A 14,201-nucleotide genomic window follows, 5' to 3' on the forward strand; every position below is an offset into this window, starting at 1 on the left:
AGTATGGCGTCATTATATCAGAACCCACCCTTTGATATGTGCTAATTTGAATGCTCAATTTAGCAATCGAAAGGGGTAATCTGCTTTAGCGTACTAGCCCGCGCTCAGAGGTTGCAATAAAGTCTACCATCTGTTGAACCACAGGGAACTTTTGCGCTTCTTCTTGCAATAAAACAAGTGCCTCATCCAGCTTTAAGCCTTTGCGGAATAGTATTTTATATGCTCTACGCGTTGCCATAATCTCTTCTGACTCAAAACCACGACGCTTTAAGCCTTCTGTATTAATAGCGACCGGACGTGCTGGCGTGCCTGTCGTTGTCACAAATGGCGGTACATCCTGGTTAACACCAGAATACATGCCAACAAATGCGTGTGACCCAACTTTACAGAATTGGTGTACACCTGAGTTACCAGCTAGGATTACCCAATCACCAATATGCACATGGCCTGCTACACTCGCATTATTTGCAAATATTACGTTGTTGCCAATCACTGCATCGTGGGCTACATGCGTATAAGCCATAAATAAATTGTTGCTACCAATGATGGTAACGCCGTTATCTTGAATTGTACCACGGTGAATGGTCGCACACTCTCGAATAACGTTGTTATCACCGATAATAAGTTTTGTTGGTTCATCCTTGTACTTTTTATCTTGACAGGCCTCGCCTACTGATGCGAACTGAAAAATATGGTTACCAGAACCAATTTCACTTGGTCCTTTAATAACTACATGCGATTCAATTTTACAATCATCGCCAATGACCACGTCGTTACCAATGTAACTATATGGTCCAACAGAGACGTTATTTCCTAATTTAGCACCTGGCTCAATAACTGCGGTAGGATGGATCACGCTTAAAACTCTCTTCTAGCACACATTAATTCGGCACTACATACTACATTGCCGTCAACTTTTGCTTCACCTGAAAACTTCCAAATGTTGCGACGTTCTTTAACAAACTGCACATGTAGATGCATCGTATCACCAGGAACAACTGGTTGCTTAAACCTTGCGTTGTCGATGGCTGCGAATAAGTATAGCTCATTATCAGAGCGGTTTTCGACGGTCTTAAACCCAAGTAGTCCAGTAGCCTGAGCGAGCGCTTCTAGGATCATGACTCCCGGGAAAATAGGCTGTTCAGGAAAGTGACCCGTAAAAATAGGCTCATTTGCTGTCACATTCTTAATAGCATGTAGGTACTCACCCGGCTTGTAGTCGACTACTTTATCAACCAATAGCATCGGGTAGCGATGTGGTAATAACTTTAAGATTTCCTGAATGTCAAAGCTGTTTAATTCGTTGGCCAAAATACCACCTTTTATTTATCCGTATGTTGTAACTGCTCAGTTAAACTTTCTAGCGCCTTAATTCGCGCTTTAAAATCAGAAAGATTGCGTAAGTGGGCAATATTCTTGCGCCATTCTTTGTTCGTTGTATGAGGCATACCTGAAGAGTAGATCCCTGGCTGCGAAATGCCTTTTGTGACCATACTCATACCTGTGATTATGACGCCGTCACACACTTCATTGTGACCATTAATTGCGACCATACCGCCAATTTGGCAATATTTACCAATTTTGACGCTTCCAGCCATTACCGAACATCCAGCGATGGCTGTCCCGTAGCCAATTTCCACGTTGTGGGCAATTTGGATTTGGTTGTCGAGTATCACATTGTCATGAATAATCGTGTCATCGATGGCGCCACGGTCTATTGAAGTGCACGCACCTACTTCAACGCGATCGCCGATGATTACCGTGCCAATCTGAGGGATCTTAACCCACTCACCAGACTCATTTGCATAGCCAAATCCATCACTGCCAATTACAGCGCCAGACTGGAACAAGCATTTTTCACCAATCACCACGTCATGGTAAATAGTGACGTTGGCCCAAAGCTTAGTGTTTGCACCAATGCGAGCATTCTTACCAATAAAACAGCCTGCACCAATTTCCACGTTATCACCAATCACAGCTCCAGACTCGATGACAGCATTTGCTGCAATCTTGACGCTCTGACCTAGAGAGGCTTCTTCATCTATACATGCACTGGAATGAATACTACTTGCTGCACTCGGCGTTGTATCCATGTACTGCGCCAACTTAGCGTAGGCAACGTAAGGATTTTCACAGATCAATTTATTGCCAGCGAAATACTCTGCTTCGTCAGCCGATAAAATTACCGCGCCGGCTTCTGTGGACTCTAATTGATTGCGATACTTTTTGTTTGCCAAAAATGCGATATCTTGATTCTTGGCATTTAACAAAGTAGCGATTTTCACGATTGGCTGATCGGCGTTTCCTTCTAAGGAAGCGCCTAAATACTCAGCCAATTGTGACAACGTGTATTGTTTCGTCATTATTTTTTGCTAACTGCTTCAACAACTTTATCTGATAGATCGCTAACTTTATCAGGGTTGAAGTAAATTGTCGTTTCTTTTACTCGAACTTCGTCAAACTTTCCTTTTTTAGCTACATCTTGAATAGCATCAAAGATAAGTTTTTGAACCTTAGCTAGCTCTTGATTTTGGCGTTGCTTGATTTCCTGCTCTAAAGGGCGGCCCTTTTCAGCAAGTGTTTTTTGCATTTGTTGGATTTTGTCGCGAAGCGCTGTTTTTTGCTCTTCGCTCATAGTCGCACTTTCACGCTTAAACTTCTCTGCTTCAAAACGAATATCGCCTTGTAGTTTTTCTAATTCTTGGCGACGCTCTGCGAACTCACTTTTTAGCGTTTGTTCAATTTTAGCCATTTGCGGTAACTGTGAATAAATTGATTGCATATCGATTAAACCCACTTTGTGAGCGAATGCATTAACTGAGTTACCCATTAACAATGCTGCTAAAATACCCATAGCAGACGTTTTAAAAATCTTTTTCACAATAAACTCCTTAGAAAGTATTACTGATGTTGAAGCTGATGTTTTGAGTGTCATCATCGTCTTCTTTTTTCAGTGGATACGCAAAACTAATTAACATTGGTCCCATTGGTGAAATCCATTGGATAGATAAACCAGTTGAAACCCTAAAACGGCCAGGATCAGAAAAGTCTGATAATTGTTTGTATTGATCTTCTGGCAAGTTTGTATAACGACTTACATCAAATTCAGTGTCCCAAACGTTCGCTGCATCAACAAAGAAGCTAGTACGAACTGAACTTGTGTTTTCTTCATCTAGGAAAGGTGTTGGAACAATCATTTCAGCACCAAGTACAGCCTTCGCATTACCACCGATACGGCCTAGTGGTATCAACTGGTCAAATTGCGGATCACCGCCGATCGTGCCTGTTGTCGAACCATCAGGATTTGGAGTACCTGTAATTGGTAAAGGTGTACGTTGAACCGCCTGAGGTAAGATTGTATTTCGTTCAAAACCTCTCAGTTCCATTTCTGTAATACGGTAGAACTCTTGGAAAGGTAATACCTGATCAAACCCATTCTTCTCACCATAACCATTACCATATGCAAGCGCAGCACGCGTTGAGAATACCCAACGATGGTCATTACTAATTGGCCAGTAGAAGCGCGAATCATAGCTCAGTTTGAAATAGTTCAAGTCTGAGTTTGGTGTCGTAAAGGTAAAGTTAGCAGATTGACGCGAACCATCAGTCGGGAACATACCTCGGTTAACCGTGATACGTGACCAACCTACACCCAATTCGAACTTAGTGAAATCAAATCCACTATCAGGGTTGTCAGGGTCTTCAAATGTTAGCCTCATAACACGCGTTTGCTCGTAGTCAGCAATACGGTCTAGGTCTTCTTCAATCCAACGGAAGCTAAAGTTCAATCGGTTAACAGGGTTAATTGGAATACCAAAGTGAGTACCAATACCGTAACTACGCGAATCATAATCTACAAGACCAATTTCACCGCCATCAAAGTTGCTGTAGAAAATACTACTACCTTGAGAAATACCATCTGGCGTGAAATACGGGTCAGTGTAGGACACACTGTACCTTGTCGATGCGCGAGACGTATTGATATTGAATGCAACTTGGTCACCTGAACCTAAGAAGTTAGATTCGCTTACCCCTACGTTAAACTGTAAACCAGCATAAGAGCCGTAAGCAACACCCGCTTGGAAACTACCTGCTGGTTGTTCTTTTACGTTGAAGTCTACATCAACTTGATCGTCCACACCCGGAATTGGTTTTACTTCAAACTCAACTTTTTCCATGTATGGTAAACGCTGGATCTGCAACTTCGAACGTTCAAGGCTTTGATTTGATAACCAAGCGCCCTCAAGCTGAGTCATTTCTCTTCGTACAACATGATCTGCTGTATTCTGGTTACCATTTACCAAGATACGACGAACATAAACGCGTTTGCCAGGATCCACTGACAATGTTAAATGCACTTCTTTGTTTTCGTCATCGATCTCAGGAATGGTACGAACTTCAGCGTTCGCATAACCAAATCTAGCTAGATAACCTTTGATGAACTCTTCAGAAGACGTAACCAAAGAGCCGTTATACAACTCACCGGCTTTAAGAGGAACTACACTACGGATCAGTTCTTCACGGCCTAATAAATCACCAATAAAGTCAAACCCTTTAACGGTGTACTTCTCACCTTCAGTGATATTCGCCGTTACGTAAACTGACTCACGCTCTGGGCTCACTGAAACTTGGGTAGAGTCGATGTTAAACCTTAAGTAACCTCTATCAAGGTAATAACTGCGGATTTTTTCGAGGTCGCCTTCAATAGTTTGCTTTTGGTAACGGTCGCTCGACAAGAACTTCCACCAAGGTAAATCTTGTTGAGACTCAACCAAACGTAGTAACTGCTCATCCGAAAATAATTCATTACCAACTAAGTTAATCTGGCGAACAGATGCAGCGTCACCTTCATCAAAGTCGAACTTTAACTTTACGCGGTTACGAGGCAATTCAACGATGCTGACTTCAATCTTGGCGTTATATTTACCAATACTGTGGAAGAACTCAATCAGACCTTTTTCGATACCATCGATAACCGTACGGTCCAGTGTTTCACCAGTACGAATATCTTTGTCGTCTAAGCTTTCTTGAAGTTGCTCATCTTTGATGTCTTTGTTGCCATCGAATTCAATTGAAGCAATCGTCGGGCGCTCTTTTACTTTGAAAATGATCTGATTGCCATCACGGTATGCCGTAATGTCATCAAAGTGACCAGACGAAAATAATGTTTTGATCGTTCTTGAAACTGTGTAGTTATCAATCTCATCACCAACATTAATAGGAATATGTGTTAATGCCGCACCAAGTGCAACACGTTGTAACCCTTCAACTTTTAAATCTTCAACGATAAAGGAGTTTTGCCCTAAAGCGGCAAAACTGGCGCCAAGTAAACTCGTTACAGCTAAATGTTTTTTTATAGGCATTTTATTATCTTTATCCTTTACAGCTTACGGCGTACTATACGCCACGTGCGCTACCGCTCTATTACAGAGCCTAGAGCCTCGATACGTCATTAAACAGTGCAAAACAAGTCAGAGCTAACAGCATCATCGCTCCCAGCTTATAACCTAACTCTTGTGTCTTTTCAGAGACCGGTTTTTTTCGAATTAGTTCAATTAAGTAATACATCAAATGCCCACCATCCAACATTGGGAGTGGCAAAAGGTTAAAAACTCCCAAATTAACACTAATTAGTGCTAGAAAGCTTAAAAAGGCAACTAATCCATAACTGACACTGTCTCCAGCCCCAACGGCAATACCAACTGGCCCACTGATATTTTGAACAGAGACTTGACCGGTTATCAAATTACCAATCATATCGAAGCTTAGCGCAGTCAACGCATAGGTTTTCTGAACGCCAAGCACGATACTATCGAATACACCGTACTGTCTAGTCTCAATGTAGCCTTCAGGCCAACTTTTCTGCTTTGGTACAACTCCCAAATAACCAATCACCTGACCGTCAGAGAGCTCTTTTCCATCGGGTGTCACATTTAGAGTTATTTCCTGGCCATTTCTTAATACAGATAAGACACTAGGTTGATTTGCAGCCTGCTGTACTAACCCAACGAAATGAGCCCAATTCGTAACACCCTGCTGATTAAAAGAGACAATCACATCTTGAGCTTGCAACTGTGCGCGCTCAGCAGCAGAATCTCTGGCAATAACAGCCAGTTCAGTTGTTATATCTGGTCGGTATGGATTGATACCTATGGACGCTAAAGGCGCAACGTCTTTCTGATCTAATTTCCAATTGCTGACGTCTAGGGTGCGAATTGCAATCTGACCATTTGCATCAACAACTTTTATCTCTAATCGCTGTTCACCAAGCCCAGACATGACAGCAAAGTTGACTTCTTGCCAAGAATTAACCTCTTCACCACCGATACGCTTTAACGCATCACCAGGCAAAATACCGGCTCTTTGGGCAATTGAAGACTCGGAAACAGTCCCAACAACAGGTTTCACGTTCTGTACGCCAACAGAATACATAATAGCAAGTGCAACTATAGCGAATAAGAAGTTCGCTGCTGGGCCAGCCGCGGCTACAGCCATGCGTGCATAGACTGACTTACTATCAAGGGTTTTATCGATGCTATTTTCATCTACGTCGTCAACACGAGAATCAAGCATTCGAACATAACCACCCAACGGGATGACCGAAATAGCATATTCAGTCCCCATCTTGTCATACCAAGTAAACAAAGGTTTACCAAAGCCAATTGAAAATCTAAGTACTTTAACACCCGCTTTTCTGGCAACCCAAAAATGTCCGTATTCATGTACAGCGACTAAAATACTCAATGCGACAATAAATGAACCAAGATTCCAGAAAAAATCGAACATCATTACCCCTGCTTCGCGATTAACTGTCCTGCAAGCCGACGGGCTTGACTATCCATATCTAAAATTTCATCCAATGATTTTAAATCGTTTAGTGTGCTGTGCTCAAGCACCTGCTCATTAACTTTGAATATATCCATAAAACCAATGCGCCCTTCTAAGAAAGCAGCGACGGAAACTTCATTAGCCGCGTTCAAAGAGGTAGTCGCAGCTTGCCCATGTCTGCAAGCGTCAATTGCGAGCTTCAGGTTTGGATAACGAGCATAATCCGGGTGGGTAAATGTGAAATCTCGCATTGCAGAAAAATCTAATGGTTTAACGCCAGCATCTATTCGATCTGGATAAGCCAGTCCATATGCGATTGGCGTACGCATATCTGGTTGACCCATTTGAGCGATAACAGAACCATCTTGGTATTGTACCATTGAGTGGATCATACTTTGAGGGTGTATCACCACTTCGATATCATCTGCTTGGCAATCAAATAGCCATTTAGCTTCGATAAACTCTAAGCCCTTATTCATCATTGTTGCAGAATCAACCGAGATCTTTCGTCCCATTGACCAATTTGGGTGTGCTACAGCCTCATCAACAGTAACTTGCTCTAGAGTTTGTATATCACGTGTCAAAAATGGACCACCGGAGCCGGTCAATAGAATCTTACGAATGCCTATCGAACTGAAGTCAGATTTTGTACCACGTTGCACATCTAATGGCATACATTGAAAAATCGCGTTATGTTCGCTGTCTATGGGTAACAATGTTGCACCATGGCGCTTCACTTTATCCATAAACAATTGGCCTGACATCACCAATGACTCTTTATTCGCCAATAGCACCTTTTTGCCAGCTTCCACAGCGGCAAGGGTTGGGAGGAGGCCTGCAGCACCCACAATCGCTGACATCACAATGTCGACATCATCATGTGCGGCGATGTCGCACATGGAATCAGTGCCACTTAACACTTCAATAGACGTATTACTTAATTGCTCACGCAAAGACAAAGCGGCACGCTCGTCTTGCATGACGATATATCTCGGCTTATGTTCCAATGCTTGCTTTAAAATTACATCGACGTTAGAACCAGCCACTAAAGCAAAAACGTTATAGCGCGCTTTATTGCGAGCAATAACATCTAGAGTAGATGTACCAATAGAACCACTTGCGCCAAGAATAACAACCTGTTCTAGTCGATTAGACTCGGCACTCATAGCGTAACCGTCCACGCGTAAAATAACGCAAATATAGGAGCAGCAGCCGTTAGACTATCAATGCGGTCTAAAATTCCACCATGGCCAGGCAAGCAGCTGCCTGAATCTTTTAAGCCAGCTTCGCGTTTAAACATGCTCTCTAGTAAATCGCCAATTGCAGAAAACAGCGCGATAACGACAGTAAGTGCGCCATAAAGTAACCATTGCTTGTGCGCTACATCGGAGCAATAACAAAAAATCAAAACAAATACGACCGAAGTCAATAGGCCACCGATCAAACCTTCGATGGTTTTGTTTGGGCTCACATTTGGCATCAACTTTCTTTTACCAAGGTTTTTACCCGCAAAGTAAGCGCCAATATCCGCACTCCAAACAATGCCCAAAACAACCATAATAAGCACTGAGCCAAACTGCTCTGATGCATTATATTCGGCACTTCTAAGCACATTTAAAGCCAACCACAGCGGTACAAGAGTCAAAAAGCCTGCTACTGCGGGCATAACATACCCTTGGCTCCAAGCTCTCGCCATTTTTGGATATCGGAAGACCAGTAGCGTCGCGACAATCCACCAAGCAGCAGCAAGCGTGAATAAATAATTTGCATCTGCAACCAATTTCCCTGATTGCCACAAGCTTTCAATGGGCCAATGTACATGAAGTAAAGCAATAAGAGTCGCTGTGATTGAAACATAAATCGCACGATGTGCGCTTTTCTTGAGTCCCATTAGTGAGCCCCACTCCCAAGCACCCAAAAGTACAATTGCACCTGCAATAAGGCTAAAAAGCTGTAATGGTGTATAAAATACTAATAGTAGCGCCAGCGGTGCTAATACCACCGACGTCATAATGCGTTGTTTTAACAAATTTTATACCTTTAACTTGTTGACTTGCTCTCGGCGAGTAGTTGTTGTATTTGTTCGCCTGTGCAACCGAAGCGCCTTTCTCTAGAAATATAGCAAGCAATCGCTTCTGAGAAAGCTTCTTCGTTAAAATCAGGCCAGAGAGTTTCTGTAAAATACAGTTCTGCATAAGCCGCTTGCCACAGCAAAAAGTTACTGATGCGGTAATCCCCACCAGTGCGGATCAATAAATCTAGAGGGCTTTGTTCCGCCATGGTTAACTTTTCAGACAAAGCGTCTTCTGTGATATCAGCAACTGATATTTCACCTTCTTGCACCTGAGTCGCAAGAGACTTTGCAGCACTAACGATATCCCACCTTCCACCATAATTTGCGGCTATGTTCAAGGTTAGTCCCGTATTATCAGCAGTCAATGCGTGTGCGTCATGCACTTTATCTTGTAAACTCTCAGGGAACTTTGATATGTCACCAATGATTTTTAGTTTTACATTATTTTTATGTAATTTTTTAACCTCTTTACTTAACACAAAGAGGAATAATTCCATTAAGGTACTAACTTCATCTTCAGGCCTGCGCCAGTTTTCACTGCTAAATGCAAACAATGTCAAAGACTCGATGCCTAATTTTGTACAGAACTGCACAGCGCTGCGAACAGAGTCTACACCTTTTTTATGCCCATAGGCCCTAGGTCGCTTGCGCGCCTGAGCCCAGCGTCCATTCCCATCCATAATGATGGCAACGTGCTTAGGTAGTGATTGTTGAGAAATCGCGTCAGCGTTTAAAACCATAGTACTATTTTAAATAAAAAAAACGCCGCCTAGTATAGCGCAGACAGCGCTGCAAACCTAATAAAATTCTTTTTGTTCAATTAACAAGCGCTAACGTATGTAATGTAAACAAGTTCGAACCCCAATTGAAAACAAGGGCCTAATAAAAACATCTCGCGCTTAAAAAGTAGGCCTTAAGACAACAAAAAGCCGCTAAATAGCGGCTTTTTTACACAACTCAAGAGAGCTTTAGATTTCCATCAACTCGGCTTCTTTCGCACTAAGTTGAGTATCCATCTCTTTAATATGTGCATCAGTGATCTTTTGGATCTGGTCTTCTGCTTGGCGTGCTTCGTCTTCTGAAATCTCTTTGTCTTTCAATAGCGATTTAATGTCACCATTTGCATCACGACGAATGTTACGTACCGCAACACGGCCGCTTTCTACTTCACCACGTACAATCTTGATTAGGTCTTTACGACGCTCTTCTGTTAGTGGAGGTAGTGGTACACGAATAACGGTACCAGCTGACATTGGGTTAAGACCTAGGTCTGAAGCCATGATAGCTTTTTCAACAGCTTGCGCTAAAGACTTATCAAAAACATTGATAGCAAGCGTACGAGAGTCTTCAACAGTTACGTTAGCAACTTGGTTTAGAGGCGTATCAGCTCCGTAGTAAGAAACTGAGATTCCGTCTAATAAAGCTGGATGTGCACGGCCAGTGCGGATTTTAGATAGTTGGCTAGCTAGTGCTGCCACGCTTTTTTTCATGCGCTCTTGAGCGTCTTTTTGGATATCATTAATCACAGTTGCAATCCTATTTTTACTGTTCTAGCCAATCAACTCTAAAACAAGCGATTGACCTAAGTTTGTTCTACATGAATGAGGCTAGACAGCCCCATCTGAAATTGCTTTTATTCCGCTACTTTTTTCGATGTGATCAAAGTACCTTCGTCTTCGCCCATGATAACGCGTTTCAATGCACCAGGTTTATTCATGTTGAATACACTTAATGGCATGTTGTGGTCACGCGCTAGAGTGAAAGCCGCTAAGTCCATGACTTTTAGTTCTTTATCGATAACTTCGTCATGCGATAATTCGCTATATAGAGTCGCTTCCGGGTTTTTAACCGGATCATCACTGTATACACCGTCAACTTTAGTTGCTTTGATCACAGTATCCGCTTCAATTTCAATGCCACGCAAACATGCAGCTGAGTCTGTCGTGAAGAACGGATTACCAGTACCTGCTGAAAAGATAACAACACGGCCTGATTTTAACAAGCTGATCGCCTCTGCCCAGTTGTAAGCATCACACACACCATTAAGTGGAATAGCCGACATCAAGCGCGCATTTACAAACGCTCTGTGAAGCGCATCACGCATCGCTAAACCATTCATCACTGTTGCTAGCATGCCCATGTGATCGCCAACTACTCGGTTCATACCCGCTTCAGCTAAAGAGCCACCGCGTAAAAAGTTACCGCCGCCGATCACCAAACCCACTTCTACGTCGAGTTCTACAAGTTCTTTGATTTCTTGCGCCATACGATCCAACACTTTTGGATCGATACCAAAGCCTTCATCTCCCATTAAAGCTTCACCGCTTAATTTAAGAAGAACGCGTCTAAAAACAGGTTTTCGATTGATAGTCATAATTTCCGGGCCAAGTTAAAATTGAGACAAAAAATAACCGCGCTTATGATAGACATAAATGCGCGGTTATTTTAGAGAATTTTCTTCATTGACGCAAAAGCAAATCACTACTTTTATGTCAATAAGATTATTCTATTGCGATTATTCGCCTTTTGCAGCAGCAATCTGTGCAGCAACTTCAGCAGCGAAGTCTTCTTCTTTCTTCTCGATACCTTCACCAACTTCTAGGCGGATGAATGAAGAAACAGTAGCAGCTTTCTCTTTAAGGTACTCACCAACAGACTTCTTAGGCTCCATGATGAAAGCTTGACCAGTAAGAGAGATCTCACCAGTGAACTTCTTCATACGACCAATAACCATTTTTTCTGCGATTTCAGCAGGCTTGCCTTCGTTCATAGCGATTTCAACTTGAACCGCTTTTTCTTTTTCAACAACGTCAGCAGGTACGTCTTCTGGCTTTAGGAAGTCAGGCTTAGAAGCAGCAACGTGCATTGCAACGTGCTTAAGTGTTTCTTCGTCAGCATCACCAGTTACAACAACACCAATACGGTCGCCGTGACGGTATGCAGATAGCTTGTCACCATCGATGTACTCAACGCGACGAACGTTGATGTTTTCACCGATCTTAGCAACTAGAGCAACACGAGTCTCTTCAAACTTAGCTTGAAGGTCAGCGATTGTAGCTTTAGTAGCAACAGCGTCGTCAAGAACAGTGTTAGCAAAACCTAGGAAGTTTTCGTCTTTAGCAACGAAGTCAGTTTGACAGTTAACTTCTAGAAGTGCAGCAAAACCTTCACCTTGCTTGATAAGGATTGTACCTTCAGCAGCGATGTTACCCGCTTTTTTAGCAGCTTTAGCAGCACCACTCTTACGCATGTTCTCGATCGCTAGATCGATATCACCGTTAGTTTCAGTTAGTGCTTTTTTACAATCCATCATGCCAGCGCCAGTACGCTCGCGAAGTTCTTTAACTAGGGCAGCAGTTACAGCCATTAGAATATCCTCAATTCTGAATTCGGTTTTTTTGGTAAGCGAATTTCCGCTTGTAAAGAATATCAAGTCTTCATCATTATGTTGATGAAGACTTGATGACAGCTAATTACTCAGCTTCTACGAAATCGTCGTTTTCTGCTTGAGCAACGATGTTGCTTTCACGACCTTCTGTGATAGCAGTTGCAACAGCTTTAGTGTAAAGCTGGATTGCACGGATCGCATCGTCGTTACCTGGGATGATGAAATCAACACCATCTGGGTTTGAGTTAGTATCAACAACTGATACTACTGGAATACCTAGGTTGTTAGCTTCGCGGATAGCGATGTGCTCGTGGTCAGCATCGATTACGAAGATAGCGTCAGGTAGACCGCCCATATCTTTGATACCACCAAGGCTCTTCTCAAGCTTTTCCATTTCACGCGTTTTCATTAGCGCTTCTTTCTTAGTAAGCTTCTCGAAAGTACCGTCTTGGCTTTGAGCTTCAAGGTCTTTAAGACGCTTGATTGATTGACGAACTGTTTTCCAGTTAGTCAACATACCACCTAACCAACGGTGATTTACGTAGAACTGCTCACTTGAGATAGCTGCTTCTTTAACTGCTTCACCAGCTGCGCGCTTAGTACCTACGAAAAGGATTTTACCTTTGTTAGATGCAACGTTTGATAAAAACTTAAGTGCATCGTTGAAAAGTGGAACTGTCTTTTCTAGGTTGATGATATGAACGCGGTTACGAGCACCGAAGATGAACGGCTTCATCTTAGGGTTCCAGTAACGTGCCTGGTGACCAAAGTGAACACCAGCTTGAAGCATATCGCGCATTGAAACGTTTGCCATTTGTATTTTCCTCTATTTAGTTAGGGTTAGGCCTCCACATATCCCATATCACCAACATGCTAATTACGTATCTTTGACCGATACAAACATGCACCCAAGTGTATGTGTCGATATGTGTGTGTGTTAAAATTTAATTTTGCTTGTCTTAAGTACAAACAACCTCAACATCTGTTAGAGAAGATTTATTTGTAAAAAGACGGCGCGCTTTATACCATATAAATTAAATTAACTCAATGACGAGAGCAAAATTTGCTCGTTATTGCTACTAGAAATTATGACTTGGAGTCTCAATGAGTGCAGTGATTAAAACCCCTGATGAAATCGAAAAAATGCGTATTGCCGGTAGGTTAGCGGCTGAAGTATTAGAAATGATTGAACCTTATGTGAAGCCTGGGGTTACTACAGACGAATTAAACACAATTTGTCATGACTACATTGTGGATGTTCAAGGCTGCATCCCAGCACCATTAAATTATCACGGTTTTCCTAAGTCAATTTGTACCTCAGTTAACCACGTAATATGCCACGGTATTCCAAATGAGAAGCCACTTAAAGAAGGTGATATCGTTAATATCGATGTAACCGTTATCAAAGATGGTTATCACGGTGACACTTCTAAAATGTTCTATGTAGGCAAGCCAAGTATTCAAGGAAAACGCTTGAGCGAAATTACTCAAGAATCACTATACCTTGCAATTAAGATGGTTAAGCCAGGTGTAAGACTCGGTGATATTGGTGCTGCTATCCAAAAGTATGCGGAAGGCTTTAACTATTCAATTGTACGTGAATACTGCGGCCACGGCATTGGTGCTGAGTTCCATGAAGAACCACAAGTAATGCACTATGGTAAACCAGGCACTGGCGAAGTATTAAAAGCAGGCATGTGCTTAACAATTGAACCAATGGTTAACGCGGGTAAACGTCAGTGTAAGCTACTAAAAGATAACTGGACTGTTGTAACCAAAGACCGTAGTCTATCAGCTCAGTGGGAGCACACGTTACTCGTGACAGACAATGGTGTTGAAATACTTACGCATCGCAATGACGACACCATTGAAAAAGTGATCGAGCACGCATAATTTCGACTATACTGCTCT

At 42.4% G+C, this 14,201-nt stretch carries 14 protein-coding genes; 1 reads left to right on the forward strand and 13 read right to left on the reverse strand.

The window, feature by feature from the left end:
• Positions 1-85: 85 nt before the first annotated feature.
• The 13 genes from lpxA to rpsB form a co-directional block, all read right to left on the reverse strand.
• On the reverse strand, positions 86-856 hold the full coding sequence (lpxA, locus tag N475_RS18670; RefSeq protein ID WP_063357029.1) for an acyl-ACP--UDP-N-acetylglucosamine O-acyltransferase: 771 nt from the start codon (positions 854-856) through the stop codon (positions 86-88).
• Positions 857-858: 2 nt separating this feature from the next.
• Positions 859-1,311, reverse strand: a complete 453-nt coding sequence (gene fabZ, locus N475_RS18675; protein WP_063357028.1) for a 3-hydroxyacyl-ACP dehydratase FabZ — start codon at positions 1,309-1,311, stop codon at positions 859-861.
• An 11-nt stretch (positions 1,312-1,322) separates the two neighbouring features.
• A complete protein-coding gene (gene lpxD / locus N475_RS18680) occupies positions 1,323-2,363 on the reverse strand; it encodes a UDP-3-O-(3-hydroxymyristoyl)glucosamine N-acyltransferase (protein WP_063357027.1) in 1,041 nt (346 codons plus the stop codon).
• Entirely contained in the window at positions 2,363-2,881 is a 519-nt protein-coding gene (locus tag N475_RS18685) for an OmpH/Skp family outer membrane protein (RefSeq protein ID WP_063357026.1), read from the reverse strand. The genes lpxD and N475_RS18685 overlap by 1 nt, the downstream gene beginning before the upstream one ends.
• A gap of 10 nt (positions 2,882-2,891) precedes the next feature.
• Positions 2,892-5,363 (reverse strand): outer membrane protein assembly factor BamA, encoded by a 2,472-nt coding sequence (bamA, locus tag N475_RS18690; RefSeq protein ID WP_063357025.1) that lies wholly within the window; start codon positions 5,361-5,363, stop codon positions 2,892-2,894.
• 70 nt (positions 5,364-5,433) lie between these two features.
• Positions 5,434-6,786, reverse strand: coding sequence for a sigma E protease regulator RseP (rseP, locus tag N475_RS18695; RefSeq protein ID WP_063365803.1), 1,353 nt, complete (start codon positions 6,784-6,786; stop codon positions 5,434-5,436).
• 2 nt (positions 6,787-6,788) lie between these two features.
• On the reverse strand, positions 6,789-7,994 hold the full coding sequence (ispC, locus tag N475_RS18700; RefSeq protein WP_063365791.1) for a 1-deoxy-D-xylulose-5-phosphate reductoisomerase: 1,206 nt from the start codon (positions 7,992-7,994) through the stop codon (positions 6,789-6,791).
• Positions 7,991-8,857, reverse strand: coding sequence for a phosphatidate cytidylyltransferase (locus tag N475_RS18705; protein WP_063357022.1), 867 nt, complete (start codon positions 8,855-8,857; stop codon positions 7,991-7,993). Before N475_RS18705 ends, ispC begins: the two co-directional genes overlap by 4 nt.
• A gap of 11 nt (positions 8,858-8,868) precedes the next feature.
• Positions 8,869-9,642 (reverse strand): undecaprenyl pyrophosphate synthase, encoded by a 774-nt coding sequence (gene uppS, locus N475_RS18710; protein WP_063357021.1) that lies wholly within the window; start codon positions 9,640-9,642, stop codon positions 8,869-8,871.
• A gap of 228 nt (positions 9,643-9,870) precedes the next feature.
• Entirely contained in the window at positions 9,871-10,428 is a 558-nt protein-coding gene (gene frr / locus N475_RS18715) for a ribosome recycling factor (protein WP_063365792.1), read from the reverse strand.
• 107 nt (positions 10,429-10,535) lie between these two features.
• Positions 10,536-11,276, reverse strand: a complete 741-nt coding sequence (pyrH, locus tag N475_RS18720; protein WP_063357020.1) for a UMP kinase — start codon at positions 11,274-11,276, stop codon at positions 10,536-10,538.
• 141 nt (positions 11,277-11,417) lie between these two features.
• Positions 11,418-12,269 carry a translation elongation factor Ts gene (tsf, locus tag N475_RS18725; protein WP_063357019.1) on the reverse strand — a complete coding sequence of 284 codons (852 nt, stop codon included), beginning with the start codon at positions 12,267-12,269 and terminating at the stop codon, positions 11,418-11,420.
• 106 nt (positions 12,270-12,375) lie between these two features.
• Positions 12,376-13,104: a 30S ribosomal protein S2 gene (gene rpsB / locus N475_RS18730; protein ID WP_063357018.1), complete on the reverse strand. Its 729-nt coding sequence runs from the start codon at positions 13,102-13,104 to the stop codon at positions 12,376-12,378.
• Between the two features lie 290 nt (positions 13,105-13,394).
• Here rpsB and map point away from each other — a divergent pair, with 290 nt between their 5' ends.
• Positions 13,395-14,183: a type I methionyl aminopeptidase gene (gene map, locus N475_RS18735; RefSeq protein ID WP_063357017.1), complete on the forward strand. Its 789-nt coding sequence runs from the start codon at positions 13,395-13,397 to the stop codon at positions 14,181-14,183.
• The last annotated feature ends 18 nt before the right edge of the window (positions 14,184-14,201 follow it).

It is taken from the genome of Pseudoalteromonas luteoviolacea DSM 6061 (genome assembly GCF_001625655.1).
GTDB classification, from domain to species: Bacteria; Pseudomonadota; Gammaproteobacteria; order Enterobacterales; family Alteromonadaceae; genus Pseudoalteromonas; species Pseudoalteromonas luteoviolacea.